The following is a 20,522-nucleotide window of genomic DNA, read 5'->3' on the forward strand; positions in this document are numbered from 1 at the left end:
CTGAAAAGTAAAAAAAAATATTCAGGGTATGGCCAACAAAAAATTATTTTAAGAATAAAGCTGCATATTTTTTCATGAGTTGGTAGGTGGTTAAAATATGCACAAATAAAACAATAGAAAAAGGCAGCATAATTAAAATGGCATTGTGCATGGCAGCCATTAATTCGGATGAAGTGATGTTGGCAGGCAAGTTAGCTGGTTTAGATTCGTTTAATACAGCTAAAAATTTGGCATACATGTCCTTGTTGGAAAAGAAATATAAAATGGAAACACAAGATATAATGGCTAATACTGAAAAGATAATAGCTATTGCAGCATTAATTTTAATCCAATCTTTCAAGGTTGCTTTACAAGGGCTGTTTTTTAAGATGCCTTTGTATAAAAAAACAGCACTGGCAAAAATATAAATTACCACACAGGCCAATATCACAGCACTTAGCATAACAGTTGGATTGCCAATGCCGGCAAAAATGGAAATTACACTCTCAAAGCCAAACAGGGTAGCAAAGGGAAGTAAAATGATGGTAAGAATTCTATAAATACTTAATATTTTCATACTTATTTTTTACTGTTTCAATATTTCAGACTGCTGAGGTGTTGTTATTTGAATCGGTTACTGTAGGTTCAGTTTTATTTGTAACTCTTTAAATTGTTTTTCATCAATAGGGCCGGGGGCATCTAACATCACATCTCTGCCGCTGTTGTTTTTGGGGAATGCAATAAAATCGCGGATGCTTTCGCTGCCGCCTAAAATGGCGCAAAGCCGATCGAACCCAAATGCCAATCCGCCGTGTGGTGGTGCACCATATTCAAATGCACCGAGTAAAAATCCAAATTTGTGTTGTTGTTCTGCTTCATCCATACCCAGTGCATCAAACATTTTTTCCTGGAGTTGGCGTTGATAAATACGAACAGAACCACCGCCAATTTCATTGCCATTCAATACCATATCGTAGGCATTGGCTTTTATATTGGCATAGGGGTGCTCTAAATATTTTGCAGGATCAGTAATAACTGGCGAGTGTTGAATCATGGTTTCAATGTCTTCCGGTTTGGGCGAGGTGAAAGGATGGTGCCTGGCAACCCATCGGTTGTCTTCTGAATCATATTCAAACAATGGAAAATCAAGTACCCACAATAATTTAAATTCATCTTTTTTGCGTAAGCCTAAACGGTTGGCCATTTCAAGCCTCAATTCGCTCATGGCCTTACGTGTTTTTTCTTCTGTTCCGGCTAATAATACAATTAAATCGCCGGGTTGTGCATTGGCTGCGGCTGCAATGGCTTTTAGCTTATCCTCACTGTAAAACTTATCTACACTGCTTTTGAGTGTTCCATCGGTATTGTACTTAATAAATACCAAGCCTTTCATGCCAATTTGTGGTCTTTTTATCCATTCGGTTAATTCGTCGGTTTGTTTACGGGTATATTCACTACAGCCCGGAATGGCAATGGCAATAACGGTTTCGGCTTCATCAAACACTTTAAAATCGGCACCATTAATAAGATGTGCCTGATTTTGTTTACCAGAAAATGCATGTGCCGGAAATTTAATATTACACAGGGGCATATTAAAACGAATATCGGGTTTGTCGTTTCCAAATTGCCACATCGCTTCTTCCCACGACATGCGTTCAACCGGTGCTGTATAGTCAATATTTTTTACTGCTTTAAAAATGTGTTTCACCAACCCTTCAAACATGTTTAAAATATCTTCCTGTTCCACAAAACTCATTTCACAATCTATTTGTGTAAACTCGGGCTGGCGGTCGGCTCTTAAATCTTCATCTCTAAAACATTTTACAATTTGGTAGTATCGGTCGTAACCGCTTACCATTAGCAATTGCTTAAATGTTTGCGGGCTTTGCGGCAGTGCATAAAATTGTCCCGGATTCATGCGGCTGGGTACCACAAAATCTCTGGCCCCTTCGGGGGTAGATTTAATAAGGAAAGGCGTTTCTATATCCATAAAACCGTGTTCGTGCAGGTAGTTGCGGGTTGCACGGCTCACTTCGTATCGAAGCACTAAATTTTTCTTTACAGTATTTCTGCGTAAGTCGAGAAATCGGTATTTCATGCGCACATCATCACCACCATCGGTATCATCCTGAATAGTAAAAGGTGGTACAGCCGATTTATTTAGAATGCTAAATTCAGTCACCACTACTTCAATATCGCCGGTAGCTAATTGAGGGTTTTTATTGCTTCTTTCCTGCACCATGCCTTTTGCCTGAATTACAAATTCGCGGCCTAAAGGATTGGCTTCTAAAGTATCGTTCAAACTTTCATTAAAAAGCAGTTGCGTAATGCCATACCGGTCTCTGATATCTACAAAAGTGATGCTGCCAAATTTCCGAATGGTTTGCACCCAGCCTGCCAGGGTTACATTTTTTTGTACATCGTTGCTGTTTAATTCTCCACAGGTATGCGTTCTATACATGATTCTTTTTTTAATATTTGTATTTATATTGCCAAAGTATGTTTTAAAATGGGTTATTTTTTGTAAGGGTAAACCCCTGTTAGAAGGTTGCCGGGCAGTAAGGAAGGCGCTGCAGTGTGCGACGCAACGAAGCTGAACCTACTACAAAAGCCGGTAACATAACTAACTTTATGGGCTGCAAATATAGCTGAAATGCGATTTGATGGATGCAGAATTATGCCGTTAGTTGTATGGCCTTTTGCCGATAATGTTGTGTGTAAGTACGACTATTGCTGTTTTACAAACTATCCAATGCATTTTTGTGTTTGGGTTTCCAATACAAATAGTAGAAGGCCAAAATAAGAATACCAATGCTAAAGGGAATCATGGCCAGATGTTTGAATGTGATACCCGGTAAAACCATTTGTTCATCAAAATGGAGAAATTCACTAATCATCCAATAAGAGTTAGCAGTAATCCAAACGGTTATGGCCAAATTGTGGCACAACTCCGACATGAATTGCCGGGTCCGATATGCAATAACAATAGAAATAATCAGGGTTGGAAAAATCATGGCAATGCCTAAGGCGCCAAAACATGCACCAGCTAATGTCTTTAAACAGCCAGAAAACTATGTGCAGGTTTTCCATTTTTCGGTATTTTAATGGAATATTATATTGTTTTTCGGAAGTGATTGTATCGATATCCATATCTATTGGATTGGCTAAACCATTGGCAATAATTGCAGGTTGAGGCACTTTCATTCGTTTGGGTTGATGAATTAAGCAAATAGTCTGCAATATTAATTTTTTATGAACAAATCAGGGAGCTAAAATTTTATGGAAACGATGGATGGCCACCTCCGGTATAAGTGGCTGACCATACTTTAAATGTTCGCTGAATACTTTAGCAAAATAAGGTGCCAATGAACAACCTTTGGTACCCAATCCATTGAATATGCCAATTTGCGGAAAATAGGGGTGCATTCCTATAAAAGGTCTTCGTTCCAGTGTGGCAGGCCGCTCAGCAGCAACATGTGCCTTTATTTCAAAAGGCAATTGTAGCCATTGCTGTAATTGTTGCAGGGTTTTTTGACGAAAAACTTCTGTTGGATTAGCGTGTTCATAATTCCATTCATACGAAGACCCTGCCCACCACAGGTTGTTTTGACAGGGCACCAGACTAAGGCTCTGTTTATAAATGTGTTGCCTTGGTAATTGTTGTATTGCTAAAATCAATGCTTCTCCTTTATTGGGTGCAAAAGGAAGTTTTTGAAAATAAGGTAAATTGGCAGCCTGTGTACCATTACAAAAAATAATAGCTTTTGCTTGAATACCCTGATATTGAATATAAGAGGGATGGATTTGTAATGCCTCTATGCTAAAATGTTCTGCAATCAGTAATTGCTGTGTACATAATTTTTTCCGCCAGGTTTGAATGAGCAGTTGCAGGTTCACCAGCCAGGTAGGATGGGTTTCGCCAACACCGAATGGGTAGTTAAAATATTTTTTCCATTGAAGCGAATTTTCCGGAACACGTAAATATTCAGTTTCGGTGGGTAATCGATTGGTAAATGCCAGCTGCATTTGTGGCGTGGAATGAAAATCGAGTAAATTGGTTTGTTGTATCAACGAAATATTCAATTCTTTTTCTAATGCCTGATAGGCGTTTACTGCAAATGGCATAAGAGTTTCAATCATCCAGGTTCTTACAAATCTTCTGCCTGTAATAGGATTTATTACACCGCTGGCAATATTAGAAGCAGATGACGGATTGTAATTATCAATAATAGTAACGGTATTGCTTTGTTGTAATAAATAATAACTGAGCATAGTGCCTGCAATGCCTTGCCCAACAATTAAATAATCCACTTCCATTTTTCAAAAATATAAATAAAATGAACCGGATGAGGCTAATTTTTTTTTTCTGAAACATTGATTTGTATTGAAGGCGCATAGCTTTTGTATTCCTGAAGTTCGGCTGCAATACTTGCAATGCCCGATGAAAATCGTCCGGATTGTGTAATGACAGCAAAATATTGCAGATTAGTTTTTCCTTTAGGCAGGGAAGCAATGAAAAAATGATTGCCAGAAAGGTTGATTTGTTCAGCTACAAGAACAGTTGATTGGCGAGGATGGGCAATGATTTGCATACAAGCAGAATAATTATCTGTAATGGTAACTGCCTTAACTGAAGGTAATGTATTTTGAATGGAGAGTTGAATCATAATTGTATCGCCAATGGCAAGTGGTTCATTTTCTGATAAAAGCTGTAGTTGTGTTTGGTGGTTGAATGTTTTTTGTACAAAAAGTTTTTTACTCAGCTTCCAAGATTGATGGGTAGCAGGAATTGCAGCAACATCCTGCAAATATTGCCATTGAATATTGCCATAAAAGATTGACGTTTCGTTTTGTGAGGTTTGAATAGTAATATGGGCCAGAGTTGAGTCTATGCTATTGCCGGAAATATGAACGTTACAATTCTTTTCAATTGAAAAAATATGATTCCCCAGTGTAAGAGTAGCAGGAGGATTTAACAATATTCTTTCCTGCAATATTAAAGCACCTGCCTGCGCTATTAACCAGCTTTCGGCAATATTATTATTGTGTTGTATCTGCAAAGCCAATGTGTGTAAGGCTTTGGGTAAAACGGTTTTGATAAATGGATATTGGTGCACGTCTGCATTTTGTAAAAACTGAATGATCTGAATTTGCGTGTCAAACGCATTGGGTGAAAAAATATCTTTTGTTCCCGATGGCCAGCTTGCAGTTGCATTGTTTGCACTTGTAATAACGCTCTGTTGAATGGTTTGCAGTATAGTTTTATACAGCAATCCGGTATCGTTATATTGTTGTAATATGGCTCCCATTAATGCCTGATTAGCCAGTGTGTATTGAGTAGCATGTTTTTTTAAGCTGTTGAAAAGAATAGTATTTGAAGGGTAGGTAACCAGCCAATTTTTCAACAGGCTTTTACTATAGCAGTAAAGTAATGCTGTAATTGTTAAATCAGGTGCTATTGTGTTGGATAGTGATTTTTGAACAAACAACAATCCCTGTTGCATCAAAGGAAATAATGCTGCTTTGGTAGCACTGTCAGTTTGATGGTTTATATATACCTTACTTAAGATGGTAATAATTTTTGCAGTAAGCAGTGCATTGACTTCTTTATTCAAACCTGTTGCAAAACTGCCATTGGTTTGTTGTAATTTTTTTAAACTTTCAATAGCATTTTCATCTTGCAATTCTTTTTGTGGTGCATTACTACTTAAATGAAAGAAATTGAATTTAGAAGTGGGCTGGGTGTTATTTGATGCCGTAAAAACAGGCGAGGGCAATAATGATAAACAGGCAGGTAATGTTTGATAATTTTGTAAAAGTTGTTGGGAAAAGAATTGTGATACAACTGACATTGGATTGTTTTTGTTTGCAAATTGCAATTTTTTCAGGGCTTCTATGGCCTGCCATATTGGTTGTGTTGCAATAATTGCTGTAAATGATTTGTTGGAAATACTTTCTTCATTGGCATTGTTCAAATCTTTCAAATAAATAGAATTGCCATTGCCTGTATGAAATGTGCATGAAAAGTTTTTATGAATGATGGCACGGTTCGGGAAAATGGGGATTGTGTTTTTTGCACTATCTGTACAATTACCGGATACTGCTTTTACAGAAAGTAGTATAGGTTGATTGAATCCGTATGGAACCTGAATTGGAAAATTGATAGCAACACTATCTCTTTGGGATGCAGTAAAATACTGTACCGGAAAGGTGTTGACAAACCAGCCATCTACCGGATTTCCTGTTGCTGCATCTGTAAGTTGTAATTGCATTTGTCCGGTTAATTCGGCATTGGTTTTATTGTGAATGTTTACGGTTAGATATGCCAAATCGCCCTCTCTTAAAAAAGCAGGTGTTTTTAAATGAATTTCTATTCCATTCCGCGTATTGAAATTGGTTTTTGATTCTACCTGTGTAAAAACTAATAAAAGGCTACAAAATAAAAAAATAATTACTGCCGTTTTTTTTAAGTGCATGTAACAATATTAGTGATAAAAAATTAAGAATGGGCTTGCATACATGAGTTCATTCATGATAGGGCAATAAAAAAATCCTGCCATAAGCAGGATTCATTCTATAGATTACTATTGTATTATTTTTTCAGAACAGCAGCCATGGTTTTGCCAATATCTGCAGGGCTGGCTACTACATGAATACCACAGTCGGCCATAATTTTCATTTTTGCAGCAGCAGTATCTTCTGCGCCGCCAATAATGGCACCTGCGTGTCCCATTCTTCTACCGGGAGGTGCGGTTTGTCCGGCAATAAAGCCTACTACAGGTTTGGTTGCATTCTCTTTAATCCAACGGGCAGCATCAGCTTCCATACTACCGCCAATTTCACCGATCATTACAATGCCTTCTGTTTCAGGATCATTCATTAAAAGTTTTACTGCTTCAACAGTTGGGGTGCCGATAATGGGGTCACCACCAATACCAATGGCAGTGCTGATACCTAAACCTGCTTTTACAATTTGGTCAGCCGCTTCATAAGTTAAAGTGCCTGATTTTGAAACGATGCCTATTTTACCGGGTTTAAAAATAAAGCCGGGCATAATGCCAATTTTTGCTTCGCCTGCTGTGATCACACCTGGGCAATTGGGTCCTATTAAGCGGGTATTTGTACCTTGTAAGTAATTTTTTACTTTCACCATATCTTGTACGGGAATTCCTTCTGTAATACAAACCACCAGTTCAATACCTGCTTCAGTTGCTTCCATGATGGCATCAGCAGCAAAGGCAGGAGGAACAAAAATGATGCTTACATTGGCCTGGGTTGCTTTTACAGCATCGGCTACCGTATTAAAAACAGGCCTGTCTAAATGGCTGGTACCGCCTTTATTGGGTGTTACACCACCCACAACCTTGGTGCCATATTCAATCATTTGCGTGGCATGAAAAGTGCCTTCCGTTCCTGTGAATCCTTGTACCAAAACGCTGGAACTTTTATTTACTAATACAGACATAATAAAAAATTGAAATTAAAAAGATGTGCAAAAATAATGAATTATGCCCCAATAAGATGATGCCGGTTTATGAATTACATGAAAACTTTGGCAGATAAAAAAATCACCGGGATAATTCATGATTAGTTTTGTGCATTTTTCCAAGCAATCCCTACATTTGCAACCTTAATTAAATTTTATTTAAATTATTGAATAATGGCAACTACAGCAGACATCAGCCGCGGCTTAATCATTAAATTAGACGGAAGCCTTTACAGTGTTGTTGATTTTGGAGAGAATAAAACAGCACGTGCCGCTGCAAAAGTTTGGGCAAAATTAAAAGGTGTAGATAATAAACGCACCATTGAAAAAACCTGGAATAGTGGTGAAAATATTTTTCCTGTTCGGGTAGAAAAAAAAGCTTTTCAGTTTTTATATAAAGATGATAGTGGTTATAATTTAATGAATAATGAAACTTTTGAGCAAATTAGCCTTTCAGAAGAAATGATTGATGCACCTCAGTTTTTGAAGGATGGTTCAGAAGTATTTGTTTACATCAATACCGAAACAGAAACACCAATTGGTGCAGAATTGCCGGAGAAAATTGTTGTAAAAATTACGTATTGCGAACCCGGATTAAGAGGCGATACCGCTACCCGTGCACTAAAGGCTGCAACCATTGAAACCGGTGCAACTGTGAATGTACCGTTGTTTGTAGAAGAAGGTGAACTTATAAGAGTGAATACTAAAACCGGCGATTATATTGAACGCGTAAAAGAATAAATTCACGTTACAATAAAAATAGCTTCGCAAATTGCGGGGCTATTTTTTATTATACAAGGTTTGTTTGGAACAGGAAAAAAAATCAAATTCCAAAAAATGACTTAATTTGAACAAAAATTAGCTATTTTGCCCCACTTTTAGTTAAAAAACCCCTTTTTTAAGCAAAAAATATGCACTATGGACTTAAAGCAAATTCACGAACTCATTAAGATTATTAATAAAAGCAACATCGGAGAAATAAGTATTGAAGACAAAGATGGTAAAGTAACCATCAAGCAAAAAGAAGAGCAGGTAATTACGATGTCGGCACCGCCACAGCAAGTATACAATGTTGCCCCGCCTGCTGCTCCCACAGTAGTAGCATCAGCTCCAGCCCCTGCACCCACTGCTGCACCTGCAACTCCAAAGCCTACTGAAGAAAGTAAGTTATTAACTATCAAAAGCCCAATGATTGGTACTTTTTATCGAAAATCAGCACCCGGTAAACCCAATTTTGTAGAAGTGGGAAGCGAAGTTGAAGTAGGTACCGTGGTATGTATCATCGAAGCAATGAAATTATTTAATGAAATAGAAAGTGAAGTGAAAGGTACTATAGTTAAAGTGTTAGTGGAAGACAGTACTCCTGTAGAATATGATCAACCATTATTTTTGGTAGAACCTAACTAAGCATTATTTATTACCAAATCATTGTTGATGTATTGATGTAGCCAAGTTTTTGATCTGTTCAATTACAAAAGCTGCACATCCTATCAATTACTGAAATTCATCCATTGAAAATCAGTTCTATTAGTGTAGTTCAATTATTTTATTTGTTTTCAACAGTACAACTTAAAAAAAATGTTTAAAAAAATACTAATCGCAAACAGGGGTGAAATTGCTTTAAGAGTTATTAGAACCTGTAGAGAAATGGGTATTAAAACTGTAGCCGTTTATTCAACTGCTGATAAAGACAGTTTGCACGTTCGATTTGCCGATGAAGCTGTTTGTATTGGAAAACCTGCAGGCTCTGAATCGTATTTAAATATACCTCATATAATGGCTGCTGCTGAAATTACCAATGCAGATGCCATTCACCCCGGATATGGGTTTTTAGCAGAAAATGCAAAATTCTCTCAAATATGTGCCGATCATGGCATTAAGTTCATTGGGCCAACTCCGGAAATGATTAATGCAATGGGCGATAAAATTACTGCCAAAGAAACTATGATTAAAGCTGGCGTACCTGTAGTTCCGGGTAGTGGAGGTTTATTAGAAAGTGTAGAGCAAGCAAAAGTATTGGCAAAAGAAATTGGCTATCCTGTAATTTTAAAAGCAACTGCAGGTGGTGGTGGAAAAGGTATGCGTGAAGTATGGCAAGAAAGTGAAATGGAACGTGCTTTTAATACCGCTAAAGCAGAAGCCGGTGCCTCATTTAAAAATGATGGGGTGTATATGGAAAAATTTGTAGAAGAACCCCGCCATATTGAAATTCAGATAGCCGGTGATCAGTATGGAAATGTTTGCCATTTAAGTGAGCGAGATTGCTCCATTCAAAGAAGGCACCAAAAGTTAATAGAAGAATCCCCATCACCCTTCATGACTCCCGAATTGCGTGAAGCGATGGGTGCTGCAGCTATTAAAGCTGCTTCAGCCATTAATTATGAAAGCGTTGGTACCATTGAGTTTTTGGTAGACAAACACCGAAATTTTTACTTCATGGAAATGAATACCCGTATTCAGGTAGAGCATTGTGTAACGGAAGAAGTAATTAATCACGATTTAATTAAAGAACAAATCAAGATTGCATTGGGCGAACGTATTTCAGGAAAAAACTATTTTCCGCAAATGCATGCTATTGAGTGCAGAATCAATGCAGAAGATCCCTATAATGATTTCAGGCCATCGCCCGGAAAAATTACTACCTTACATACGCCAGGTGGGCACGGGGTTCGGGTGGATAGCCATGTATATGCCGGATATGTAATTCCCCCCTATTATGATTCTATGATTGGTAAATTAATTACCGTTGCACAAACCCGTGAAGAAGCCATTGATACTATGTACAGGGCTTTAAGTGAGTATGTAATTGAGGGTGTAAAAACTACCATTCCTTTTCATTTGCAATTAATGAAGAATGAAGATTTCAGGAGTGGCAACTTTACAACTAAGTTTTTAGAAACATTTAAAATGCAATAAAAAAGATTTGCCTGAATGAAAAATAAAAACCCTTTGGAAGATTAAACTTCTTAGAGGGTTTTTTTGAAACATATCTAAAACAAGCGGGGTAATAATATCAGTTTTTATTCTGTTGCATTATTGTTGGTTTCGGTTTTGCATCCGTTGTTTGCGTTCCTGTTCATAAAAATCTGCTACTTTTTGTGCAAGTGCCGGATCGTTGTTTAAAGCGGCAGTCCAGCGTTTCATTCGTAAATCATTCAATGCTTTCATTTTGGCCATTCTTTCATCCCGACTTAAATCACGCATGCCACGCGTTTGCTGCATCATGTCCATATTAATCGAAACAACCGAATCAGCCTGAACATCGGTTAAATGTAAGTTGGAGGCTTTCAGCTGCTCTAACTGACGGGCTTTCATTTGTGCCGGATCAAAATTGCCGCCCATCCGCTGGGCCATACTTTTACCTGCAAAACCAACGGTAAAAATAATTAGTGTAATAAAAATTTTTTTCATACAATCTTGTTTATTTGTTTTTAATATTTGTTTATTACGACCTTAAAGCTACAACAGGGTTTATTACATTACTATTCTATTCGGCGAAAGGAATAAAAATGCGGTTAAATTCAAAAGCCCTGAACAAAAAAATGAACAGGGCTTTTGGGGTTAAAATTTGGATTAATTTAGGCTTTATCTTAAAAATAACAACTCACGGTATTTGGGTAAGCTCCAGTGTTCATCATCTACCAAAGCTTCTAATTTATCAACATGGTATCTGATTACATCAAAATACGTTTCCTTCACCTGTGTACAATAAGCAATAGCTTTGGTTCTTGTATTTTCAATATTATTAGCAACTTTTCTGGCTTCTACCAGTGCATGTACTTTTTCATATACTACCTGCAAATGCTCACTGATTTTATTCAAAATTTCTAATTGGCTTTTATATTGGCTTTCCGGTATACCTGCTGCTTTTAAACCTGTAATATTCTGAATCAATTCATTTTGATATTTAATGGCTGTGGGTATAATATGGTTGAGTGCCAAATCGCCCATAATTCTGGCTTCAATCTGTACCTTTTTAATATATTTTTCCAGCTCAATTTCGTGTCTGGCTTCTAATTCTGCAACAGAAAATACGCCATTCTTTTCAAATAATTTCTTTGCTTTATCTGTAACCATAGCATCCAATGCTAATGGGGTAGTGGGTACATTCGGTAAACCTCGGCGTTCAGCTTCATGGTGCCAGGCTTCACTGTAACCATCACCTTCAAATAATACTTTTTTGCTTTCAACAATATATTTTTGGATGGTTTGCATAATGGCAATTTCTTTTTTATCGCCTTTCTCAATTAATGCATCCACATCTTTTTTAAATTGTTGCAGTGTTTCAGCCATAATCACATTTAAAACAGTCATGGGGTTTGCACAGTTTGCAGAAGAACCAACTGCTCTAAATTCAAATTTATTGCCTGTAAATGCAAATGGTGAAGTTCTGTTTCTGTCAGTATTGTCTAACATCAACTCAGGAATCGATCTGTGAATGTCTAATTTTAAAATGGCTTCATCCTGCTCGTCAAATTTGTCGCTTACACGGGTTTCAATTTCATTCAACACTTTGGCTAAATATTGGCCAACAAATACAGAAATAATTGCCGGAGGTGCTTCGTTTGCGCCCAAACGGTGATCATTACCAGCAGATGCAATGGAAGACCTTAATAAATCTGAGTAATCGTGAACAGCTTTAATGGTATTCACAAAAAAGGTTAAGAACATTAAATTGGTTTTGGGCGTTTTGCCGGGCGATAATAAGTTTACCCCGGTATCGGTAGCCATACTCCAGTTATTGTGTTTGCCGTTTCCATTAATACCTGCAAATGGTTTTTCATGAATCAATACTCTTAATTTATGGCGGCGTGCAACACGATCCATAATATCCATCAATAAAGCATTGTGATCTACTGCTACACTAACTTCTTCAAAAATAGGCGCTACTTCAAATTGCGAGGGGGCTACTTCATTGTGTCTGGTTTTTAAAGGAATACCCAATTTATAACACTCATTTTCAAAGTCGCGCATGAAATGGTATACTCTTTCCGGAATAGAGCCAAAATAATGGTCTTCTAATTGCTGTCCTTTTGCCGGTGCAGCTCCAAATACGGTACGGCCGCATTGAACCAGGTCAGGACGTGCATTGGCAAGGCGTTCATCAATCACAAAATATTCCTGTTCCCAACCTAAGGTAGCTGTTACTTTGGTTACATTTTTATCGAAATAATTACAAACATCAACAGCGGCTTTATTTAAAGATTCTAAGGCTTTTAATAAAGGCGCTTTATAATCCAATGATTCGCCGGTATAGGAAACAAAGATGGTAGGAATACATAAAGTTTTTCCCTGGCCAATTTCTATAATAAAAGCCGGAGAAGAAGGATCCCAGGCAGTATATCCACGTGCTTCAAAAGTAGCCCTTAAACCGCCACTTGGGAAAGAAGAAGCGTCCGGTTCCTGTTGAATCAGCGCATCTCCGTCAAATTGTTCCAAAGCAGTACCATCTCCTTTTAAAGTAAAAAAGCTATCATGCTTTTCGGCAGTAGTACCGGTTAAGGGTTGAAACCAGTGTGTAAAGTGCGTAACGCCTTTGCTTTCGGCCCATGCACGCATTCCGTTGGCAATAGAAGCCGCAACAGCACGGTCTATTTTTTTGCCGCCTTTAATACTGCCTAAAAGACTTTTATATGCATCATCACTCAAATATTCTCTGGCGGTTTTTAAAGTAAACACATTCTCGCCAAAAATTGCTGAAATTTTGCTGGTTGCTACCGCTAAATCGGCAGGCTGATTAGAAAGGTTGTTGATTGCCTGAAATCGTAATGACATATTTTTTTTGATTTTGAGCTACAAAATAAAAGTAATTTTTTAGAAAAATTGCAAAAATTTTCGAATTAGCTTATGAATTTTCCATTAAAATGCAAAAAATAAAAACATTTCAATAAATATAATGTGTATTTGTGTCTTTTGTAATACTTTGTTTAAATATATTACTTATTGATAACGGCTGATTATTGAGCAAGATTTTTTATTTTTTTAAAGTTATTAATAAATGGGAAAGTCCATTTAACTGAATTTCATACATGGTTTCTAATAATATGCCCAGCCGTCCTTTGGGAAAACCTTTTCTGGCAAACCATTCCAAATAAGCAATGGGCAGGTCACAAATAAGCCGGTCCTTATACTTGCCAAAAGGCATTTTTACGCGAACTAAATCTTGTAAAATGGTAGGATCGCCGGCTATCATTTGAAAAAAATATTTTATTTAAAATAATTGCAGGCTAAAAGTAATTACAAAAATGTACTAAATGCAGCTATTTGACAATTGTTTGAAGGCCCATTGCTTTATATGGCTTGTGATACAATAAATAAAACGAATGGACGTTATATTTGGAAATACAAATATTTTTTTAATAAATATTTGGTCTAATGTTTTGAGCATGTGCTTTTGGTGAACTGTCTTCGTTTGTTCTTATTCCCAAATTCCTTCGAAAAATCCGATGTAGCATAGTTTGTGTGATAGTTGTAGTTTAAATTTTTACCTGATTATTATAAATGAATATTAAATAAATATTTTATAGAATTGGCATTGATTTTGGTAATTAATGACCAACTTCTATGCCAATTCTTTGAAAAATTAAAATTGGCCGTACTATGTTATACTTACGCCCCTGGTTTAAAAAAGAACAGTTTTGTAAAAAAATACGTTTTGCAAAGTTGATATTGGCTATTACAGAACGTATTAAGCGTATTATTTGGCAGAAATACGAATGCCCCGTTGGAAAAGTTGCCGATGTTTCAGATAGTATTATTTGGAATTACAGTATGCTGAAAAGCCGTTACATGTACAAAGACTACTGGGTAGATGTGGTTCCTTGCAGCAGTAATGAACGATATCTTAAAAAATTAGTTCATATTGCCGATGAATTAAACCCTTACTTGTCTGATGAAGAAATGGTTGAACATATAGTCTTTTAGCTTCTTAAGGTACTTTTTACACTTTGTCTTGGTTTTTGGTAAATAATTTTCTTAATAATCTGGTAAAGTTTCTTAGTTGTATTTTGTATCAAAATCTGTACATTAGCACAAGTGAATGAAAATAAAACTTTTTCAAGCACATAACTTTATCCAAATCCATCCGCAAAAACCAAAAGCTATGTATTTAATTAAACCATGGTTCAGACAGCATCCTTTTTCTCCCAAAATTAGATTGGCGAGTTTAGTTGTAAAACTCTCAGAAAAATTGATTCAACAAAAAATGGACATTGCCAAAAATGGCCTGTCTTCAGAATCAGAAAGTATTGTATGGAGTTATACCATGCTGAAAAGCAGGTATATGAACAAGATGTTTTGGTTAGACACCATTTCCGGTAAAAGCAGTAATGACAGGTATTTGCATCAATTGGTTCCATTACTGTCTGATGAACTGCGCAGTGAATTAAATGATGTTGAATTAATTGAAGTCTATCAGCAAGTTGCTTCGCATACAGCATAGGTTATTTATAGAATCATTTTTCAATTTGTCGTGCCTTGCAGCAGTTTTTCAATTGCTGGCAACCGGCTCTTTATTACCTTTGCAACATTGTTGGTACAACACACCAATGTTATTCTTACAATTTAAGCAATGGAAATAACAGTTACTACTGCAAAACAACTTCGTTTAACAGAAGATGAATTTGCGCTTATTCAACAAAAACTTGGAAGAATCCCCAATTTTACAGAGCTCTGCTGCTTTAGTGCCATGTGGAGCGAACACTGCAGTTATAAAAACTCTATCAAATGGCTAAAAACACTGCCCAGAGAAGGAGGGAGGATGCTGGTTGCTGCCGGTGAAGAAAATGCAGGGTTAATGGATATGGGAAACGGATACGGCGTTGTATTCAAAATTGAAAGCCACAATCACCCCTCTGCTATTGAACCTTTTCAAGGTGCTGCAACAGGTGTTGGTGGAATACAGCGCGATATTTTTACAATGGGCGCCCGACCTATTGCTTCCTTAAACAGCCTTCGATTTGGGAATTTAAAAGATAAAAAAACGCAACGTTTGCTTTCAGGAGTCGTGAAAGGTATTGGCCATTATGGTAATTGTTTTGGCGTTCCTACAGTTGGAGGTGAAGTATATTTTGAAGATTGTTATCATACCAACCCATTGGTAAATGCCATGAGTGTTGGTATTATGAAGGCAGATAAAATGATTAGTGCTACTGCAAAAGGAACTGGTAATCCGGTGTTTTTTGTAGGTAGTGCTACCGGTAAAGATGGAATTGGTGGTGCCAGTTTTGCCAGTGCAGATATCACTGCCGATAGTACCGAAGAATTGCCGGCAGTGCAGGTAGGTGACCCCTTTCAGGAAAAAAAATTATTGGAAGCTTGTTTAGAAGTAATTGAAACAGGAGCCGTTGTGGGTATGCAGGATATGGGGGCAGCCGGTATAATTTGCTCAACTTCAGAAATGAGTGCAAAAGGCGGAGTGGGTATGCGTATTGATTTAGAGAAAGTACCTACCCGGCAACAAAATATGAAAGCATGGGAATTGCTTTTAAGCGAAAGCCAGGAACGTATGCTATTGGTAGTAGAAAAAGGAAGAGAAGCAGAGGTATTGGCCGTTTTTGATAAATGGGATTTAAGTGCCAGTAACATTGGCGAGGTAACCAATGACGGCTTATTGCAATTTTATTATCATGGAAAATTGGAAGCTGTAATTCCTGCAGAAGAACTTGTTTTAGGAGGCGGAGCCCCCCAATATACACGGGAATACAAAAAACCGGCTTATTTAAATAGAATACAAAGCTTTGACATTAAATCTATTAAAGATATAACAAATTTAAAATCTGTTGTTACTGAATTAATTCAAATACCCAATATTGCAAGTAAGAAATGGGTGGCCGAGCAATACGATAGTATGGTAGGTACTGCCAATGCCAGTACCAATGCACCCAGCGATGCTGCTGTAGTTTTAGCAAAAGGCACAGGGAAAGCGTTGGTCATGACGGTTGATTGTAATAGCAAATATGTATTTGCAGACCCTTATACAGGTTGTGCCATTGCTGTAGCAGAGGCTGCCAGAAATATTGTATGTTCCGGCGGCGAACCATTGGGGGTTACCAACTGCCTGAATTTTGGTAATCCTTATGATCCGGAAGTGTATTATCAGTTTGTAGAAGCCATTAAAGGTATGGGCGATGCATGCCGTGCATTTAATACGCCTGTAACAGGTGGTAATGTTAGTTTTTACAATCAGAACCCTGATGGTCCGGTTTATCCAACTCCTACTATTGGTATGGTTGGTGTGATTGATGATTTTAAAAACAGAATGACATTAGATTTTAAATCAGCGGATGATGTAATTGTTTTAATTGGCAAACAGGTAAATGATATTGGTTCATCTGAATACTTGCATAAATTAAAAAAACACGAGTTCTCGAATGTTCCCTATTTTAATTTGGATGAAGAGTTGTTAATGCAGCAGTTTTTGTTGCAGTTAATTAAAAACCATTCCATTCAAAGTGCGCACGATATTAGTGAAGGCGGATTGATTACAACTTTGTTGGAAAAAGGATTTAACCGTTTACTCGGCTTTCAGGTAAGTGCAGAAGGATTTGAACACCTTCGTGCAGATGCGTTTTGGTTGGGTGAAGCACAGGGAAGAGCAGTGATTACTTGTTCTGCAACACAATGGCCGGGCATACAGCAATTGGCTCAACAATATAAAGTTCCCGTACATCAATTAGGTAAGGTAACTGCAGGCAACATTGCTGTAAACAATGAAGACTGGGGTGAGATTAACGAATGGAAAAATTTATATGAAACTGCAATTCAAAAATTGATTCAATAATGGCAACAAAAATTTCAGCAAACAATCAGGATATTATTATTGTTACAGGAGCTGCCGGTTTTATTGGTTCTTGTTTGGTGCAGCAACTGAATGATACCGGTATTGAAAACATTGTAATGGTAGATGATTTTGGCGTGGAAACCAAACGCCGGAATTGGGAATATAAAAAATTTATAGCAACTGTAGAAAGACTTTCTTTATTTGACTGGCTGGCAACACATCAACCTAACGTTGCCGCATTGCTGCATATTGGTGCAAGAACTGATACAACTGAGTTTGATTATGCTGTTCATGAAAAACTCAATGTACAATACTCAAAAGATGTTTGGAGTTACTGTACTGCACATAAAGTGCCCTTAATTTATGCTTCATCTGCTGCTACTTATGGGGATGGTAGTTTTGGTTACAATGATGACCACTCAGTTGTTGCGCAGTTAAAGCCCTTAAACCCATATGGCGTTAGCAAAAATGAATTTGATAAATGGGCATTGCATCAGGCATTTACTTTAGGTTCGCAGCCACCCTATTGGGCAGGATTGAAATTTTTTAATGTATATGGTCCGAATGAATACCATAAAGGAAGAATGGCCAGTGTTATTTTTCATGCCTTCCACCAAATTGCGCAACACAGTTTTGTAAAACTATTTAAAAGCCATCGGCCCGACTTTGAAGATGGTCAACAACTGCGAGATTTTATATATGTAAAAGATGTGGTTGCCGTAATTTTTTGGATGATGAAGCAGATGTTACAAAAAAAATGGTTGCCAACAAACAATGGACTTTACAACCTGGGCACTGGACAAGCCCGTAGTTTTTATGATTTAGCTGTTGCTACTTTTGATGGATTGGATAAAACAGCCGATATTAAGTTTATTGATATGCCGGAAGATATTAGGGATAAATACCAGTATTTTACCGAGGCCAATATGCAAAAACTTAGAAATATTGGTTATCAACAACCCTTTTATTCTTTAGAAAAGGGTGTGGATGATTATGTGCGCCATTATCTTAAACCACAAAAATTTTATTAGGCAACTTAAAATAATTCATAAGTATTTATCCTACTAATTTTTTATTTCAACATATAAATATGCAAATACAAGCAAAAATTGCAATTATAGGAGGTGGTAATCTGGGTTCTGCCATTGCAGAAGGGCTGCTGAACAGTGGCTTTATTTTGCCCGAGAACTTATGTATTACTAAACGAAATATTGAAACCCTTGGTTCTTTCAAAGAAAAAGGCGTGCATGTATTTTCAAACAATAGTGATGCAATTCATTTTGCCGACTACATCATCTTTGCTATAAAACCATTTCAAATACGAGAAGTATTACAACAACTGCAACCGCTTTTGCAACCCAATAAACATGTTCTAATTAGTGTGGCAACCGGCGTTTGGATTAAGGATATTCAGAAAATGGTTGGCAATCAGTTTACTATTTTCAGGGCTATGCCCAATACAGCCATTGCCATTCAGCAAAGTTTAACCTGTATCAGTGCCTTTCAGGCTTCTGCTGCACAAACGGCTTTTGTAACCGAATTATTTAATAAGCTGGGTAAAACAGTATTTATTGAAGAAAAATTGATGGATGCGGCTACAGTATTGGGCGCTTGTGGTACAGCTTATGCCATGCGCTACATTCGTGCCAATATTCAGGGAGGGATTGAAATTGGTTTTAGCGCATCAGTTGCCTCATTAATAGCAGCACAAACAGTGAAAGGTGCTGCCGAATTATTACTGCAAAAAAATACACATCCTGAACAGGAAATAGATAAAGTAACTACACCAAAAGGTTGTACGATAGCCGGATTGAATGAAATGGAACACCAAGGCTTTAGCTCCTCGCTTATTAAAGGTATTGTTACAAGTTATAAAAAAATATTAGACGACATGTGAAGCATTTTTACTATAAAAGGTATTTTATTAGGTTAGGCTTAACAACTAAATACTTAAACATATAGCCAGTTTAATTGTCTTATTTAAAGATAATCCTGTTTGCGTAAATTATATTATACTTCTCTATTGATTTTTATTTGGTGTATACAGGTTAATGCACAAACCATTTTTAATTCGGGGGCTGCAGTTCATTCTGTTTATACAGGTGTAGATAGCTTATTGGAAAGAGATTTGGTAGATGTTACGCATCATCTTTTTCACAAAAAAAATAAACTTTCAACAGATACCACACAAAAAAACGAACAACATCATAAATACAATTTGGCCATTGTACCTGCTGTTGGGTATACTTTACAAACTGGTTTTGCTGGAATATTAAGCGCTAATATTGGCTACTTCAATACCGGATCTAATAAAATATCCAGTATTACTACCAGTATAACTTACTCACAATACCAACAAACTATAGTGCCATTGGTATTAAATATATGGACAAAAAATGATAAATATAATATTGTATCTGATAACCGGTTTATTGATTATCCCTCCAGCATTTACGGTTTAGGGGGTAGAACAGACCCCAATAAAGGACACACGATTGATTTTGTTGGGTTAAAATTGCATGAAAGTATTTTAAGGTCGGTTGGTAAAAATATATATGCGGGTGTAGGATATTATTATGATCAGTTTTGGAATATCAAAGCAATTAATCTAGGTACAAGGCGTATTAATACAATTATAACTAAAGAGCTGGGTTACGATGAAATCGCATCCGGTCCGGTATTAAAGTTTTTATATGATAACCGGGAAAATCAAATCAATCCTACCCAGGGCTTATATGCCAATTTTGTATTAAGAAATAGTTTTACATTTTTGGATGGTGATCAAAATTTTAAGTCGGTATTAATCGATGTAAGAAAGTATCTTCCTTTCCCACATAAATATTCTAAAAATACATTGGCATTGTGGAGTTATAACTGGCTAACACTCTCCGGAACACCACCTTATTTATTATTGCCCAGTACCGGTTGGGACGATCAGTACAATACCGGAAGAGGGTACATACAAGGAAGGTTTCGCGGCAGAAACATGGTATATCTGGAAGGTGAATACCGCTATCGTATTTCTAGAAACGGATTAATTGGCGGTGTGGTTTTTGCCAATGTTGAAAATTTTTCCGGCGATCTCTCACAACAATATAATACCCTGTTACCTGGCTATGGGTTAGGTATTCGCGTTAAATTAAATAAACATTCCGGCACCAACCTTTGTGTAGATTATGGTTTTGGTAAGAATGGTTCAGGTGGTTTTTATGTAAATATTGGCGAAGTGTTTTAATTCCTACCTTTATTCCTTCAATGTAATTTTTCCTAAACAGG

Annotated in this window: 19 protein-coding genes; 9 read left to right on the forward strand and 10 right to left on the reverse strand. The window is 37.0% G+C overall.

Going from position 1 to position 20,522, the window contains the following annotated elements; genetic code table 11:
• Positions 1-43: 43 nt before the first annotated feature.
• The 7 genes from EO766_RS06720 to sucD all read right to left on the reverse strand — a co-directional run bounded on the left by EO766_RS06720 (position 44) and on the right by sucD (position 7,444).
• Complete coding sequence (locus EO766_RS06720) at positions 44-556, reverse strand: hypothetical protein (protein WP_075051534.1); 513 nt, start codon at positions 554-556, stop codon at positions 44-46.
• A gap of 57 nt (positions 557-613) precedes the next feature.
• Positions 614-2,440, reverse strand: a complete 1,827-nt coding sequence (aspS, locus tag EO766_RS06725) for an aspartate--tRNA ligase (protein WP_218331374.1) — start codon at positions 2,438-2,440, stop codon at positions 614-616.
• A 277-nt stretch (positions 2,441-2,717) separates the two neighbouring features.
• Positions 2,718-2,876, reverse strand: coding sequence for a hypothetical protein (locus tag EO766_RS06730; protein WP_287100811.1), 159 nt, complete (start codon positions 2,874-2,876; stop codon positions 2,718-2,720).
• 10 nt (positions 2,877-2,886) lie between these two features.
• On the reverse strand, positions 2,887-3,219 hold the full coding sequence (locus EO766_RS06735; RefSeq protein WP_287100812.1) for a hypothetical protein: 333 nt from the start codon (positions 3,217-3,219) through the stop codon (positions 2,887-2,889).
• Positions 3,220-3,240: 21 nt separating this feature from the next.
• Positions 3,241-4,296, reverse strand: coding sequence for an NAD(P)/FAD-dependent oxidoreductase (locus EO766_RS06740; RefSeq protein WP_075051536.1), 1,056 nt, complete (start codon positions 4,294-4,296; stop codon positions 3,241-3,243).
• 35 nt (positions 4,297-4,331) lie between these two features.
• A complete protein-coding gene (locus tag EO766_RS06745) occupies positions 4,332-6,455 on the reverse strand; it encodes an alpha-2-macroglobulin family protein (protein ID WP_218331376.1) in 2,124 nt (707 codons plus the stop codon).
• A gap of 116 nt (positions 6,456-6,571) precedes the next feature.
• Positions 6,572-7,444, reverse strand: a complete 873-nt coding sequence (gene sucD, locus EO766_RS06750) for a succinate--CoA ligase subunit alpha (protein WP_287100813.1) — start codon at positions 7,442-7,444, stop codon at positions 6,572-6,574.
• A gap of 195 nt (positions 7,445-7,639) precedes the next feature.
• On the opposite strand from sucD, the gene efp reads away from it, so the two are divergent.
• From efp to accC, 3 genes are all read left to right on the forward strand, one after another.
• The gene (efp, locus tag EO766_RS06755; RefSeq protein WP_068242686.1) at positions 7,640-8,206 is read left to right on the forward strand and encodes an elongation factor P; all 567 of its coding nucleotides are present in this window, start codon (positions 7,640-7,642) and stop codon (positions 8,204-8,206) included.
• Positions 8,207-8,383: 177 nt separating this feature from the next.
• Entirely contained in the window at positions 8,384-8,872 is a 489-nt protein-coding gene (accB, locus tag EO766_RS06760) for an acetyl-CoA carboxylase biotin carboxyl carrier protein (RefSeq protein WP_075051539.1), read from the forward strand.
• Positions 8,873-9,043: 171 nt separating this feature from the next.
• Positions 9,044-10,381, forward strand: coding sequence for an acetyl-CoA carboxylase biotin carboxylase subunit (accC, locus tag EO766_RS06765; protein ID WP_075051540.1), 1,338 nt, complete (start codon positions 9,044-9,046; stop codon positions 10,379-10,381).
• Positions 10,382-10,498: 117 nt separating this feature from the next.
• Here accC and EO766_RS06770 read toward each other — a convergent pair whose 3' ends face one another.
• From EO766_RS06770 to EO766_RS06780, 3 genes are all read right to left on the reverse strand, one after another.
• The gene (locus EO766_RS06770) at positions 10,499-10,876 is read right to left on the reverse strand and encodes a hypothetical protein (RefSeq protein WP_075051541.1); all 378 of its coding nucleotides are present in this window, start codon (positions 10,874-10,876) and stop codon (positions 10,499-10,501) included.
• A 174-nt stretch (positions 10,877-11,050) separates the two neighbouring features.
• Complete coding sequence (locus tag EO766_RS06775; RefSeq protein WP_075051542.1) at positions 11,051-13,240, reverse strand: glutamine synthetase III family protein; 2,190 nt, start codon at positions 13,238-13,240, stop codon at positions 11,051-11,053.
• A 199-nt stretch (positions 13,241-13,439) separates the two neighbouring features.
• On the reverse strand, positions 13,440-13,658 hold the full coding sequence (locus tag EO766_RS06780) for a DUF3820 family protein (protein WP_218331378.1): 219 nt from the start codon (positions 13,656-13,658) through the stop codon (positions 13,440-13,442).
• A gap of 407 nt (positions 13,659-14,065) precedes the next feature.
• On the opposite strand from EO766_RS06780, the gene EO766_RS06785 reads away from it, so the two are divergent.
• From EO766_RS06785 to EO766_RS06810, 6 genes are all read left to right on the forward strand, one after another.
• Positions 14,066-14,389: a hypothetical protein gene (locus EO766_RS06785; RefSeq protein ID WP_075051544.1), complete on the forward strand. Its 324-nt coding sequence runs from the start codon at positions 14,066-14,068 to the stop codon at positions 14,387-14,389.
• Positions 14,390-14,567: 178 nt separating this feature from the next.
• The gene (locus EO766_RS06790) at positions 14,568-14,906 is read left to right on the forward strand and encodes a hypothetical protein (protein ID WP_143439235.1); all 339 of its coding nucleotides are present in this window, start codon (positions 14,568-14,570) and stop codon (positions 14,904-14,906) included.
• 129 nt (positions 14,907-15,035) lie between these two features.
• Positions 15,036-17,246, forward strand: a complete 2,211-nt coding sequence (gene purL, locus EO766_RS06795) for a phosphoribosylformylglycinamidine synthase subunit PurL (RefSeq protein ID WP_075051546.1) — start codon at positions 15,036-15,038, stop codon at positions 17,244-17,246.
• A complete protein-coding gene (rfaD, locus tag EO766_RS06800; RefSeq protein ID WP_218836667.1) occupies positions 17,246-18,277 on the forward strand; it encodes an ADP-glyceromanno-heptose 6-epimerase in 1,032 nt (343 codons plus the stop codon). The genes purL and rfaD overlap by 1 nt, the downstream gene beginning before the upstream one ends.
• 59 nt (positions 18,278-18,336) lie before the next feature.
• On the forward strand, positions 18,337-19,143 hold the full coding sequence (gene proC / locus EO766_RS06805; RefSeq protein WP_075051547.1) for a pyrroline-5-carboxylate reductase: 807 nt from the start codon (positions 18,337-18,339) through the stop codon (positions 19,141-19,143).
• A gap of 99 nt (positions 19,144-19,242) precedes the next feature.
• The gene (locus EO766_RS06810; protein WP_143439236.1) at positions 19,243-20,481 is read left to right on the forward strand and encodes a BamA/TamA family outer membrane protein; all 1,239 of its coding nucleotides are present in this window, start codon (positions 19,243-19,245) and stop codon (positions 20,479-20,481) included.
• Positions 20,482-20,522 lie beyond the last annotated feature (41 nt).

The organism is Hydrotalea sp. AMD (genome assembly GCF_004100315.1).
Lineage (GTDB): Bacteria > Bacteroidota > Bacteroidia > Chitinophagales > Chitinophagaceae > Hydrotalea > Hydrotalea flava.

Coding starts and splice junctions, on each gene's coding strand:
- EO766_RS06790 (WP_143439235.1), top strand. CDS start 14,568: ATGTATTTAATTAAACCATGGTTCAGACAGCATCCTTTTTCTCCCAAA.
- purL (WP_075051546.1), top strand. CDS start 15,036: ATGGAAATAACAGTTACTACTGCAAAACAACTTCGTTTAACAGAAGAT.
- EO766_RS06720 (WP_075051534.1), bottom strand. CDS start 556: ATGAAAATATTAAGTATTTATAGAATTCTTACCATCATTTTACTTCCC.
- accB (WP_075051539.1), top strand. CDS start 8,384: ATGGACTTAAAGCAAATTCACGAACTCATTAAGATTATTAATAAAAGC.
- EO766_RS06780 (WP_218331378.1), bottom strand. CDS start 13,658: ATGATAGCCGGCGATCCTACCATTTTACAAGATTTAGTTCGCGTAAAA.
- efp (WP_068242686.1), top strand. CDS start 7,640: ATGGCAACTACAGCAGACATCAGCCGCGGCTTAATCATTAAATTAGAC.
- EO766_RS06770 (WP_075051541.1), bottom strand. CDS start 10,876: ATGAAAAAAATTTTTATTACACTAATTATTTTTACCGTTGGTTTTGCA.
- proC (WP_075051547.1), top strand. CDS start 18,337: ATGCAAATACAAGCAAAAATTGCAATTATAGGAGGTGGTAATCTGGGT.
- rfaD (WP_218836667.1), top strand. CDS start 17,246: ATGGCAACAAAAATTTCAGCAAACAATCAGGATATTATTATTGTTACA.
- EO766_RS06785 (WP_075051544.1), top strand. CDS start 14,066: ATGTTATACTTACGCCCCTGGTTTAAAAAAGAACAGTTTTGTAAAAAA.
- EO766_RS06730 (WP_287100811.1), bottom strand. CDS start 2,876: ATGATTAGTGAATTTCTCCATTTTGATGAACAAATGGTTTTACCGGGT.
- EO766_RS06745 (WP_218331376.1), bottom strand. CDS start 6,455: ATGCACTTAAAAAAAACGGCAGTAATTATTTTTTTATTTTGTAGCCTT.
- EO766_RS06740 (WP_075051536.1), bottom strand. CDS start 4,296: ATGGAAGTGGATTATTTAATTGTTGGGCAAGGCATTGCAGGCACTATG.
- EO766_RS06775 (WP_075051542.1), bottom strand. CDS start 13,240: ATGTCATTACGATTTCAGGCAATCAACAACCTTTCTAATCAGCCTGCC.
- accC (WP_075051540.1), top strand. CDS start 9,044: ATGTTTAAAAAAATACTAATCGCAAACAGGGGTGAAATTGCTTTAAGA.
- aspS (WP_218331374.1), bottom strand. CDS start 2,440: ATGTATAGAACGCATACCTGTGGAGAATTAAACAGCAACGATGTACAA.
- sucD (WP_287100813.1), bottom strand. CDS start 7,444: ATGTCTGTATTAGTAAATAAAAGTTCCAGCGTTTTGGTACAAGGATTC.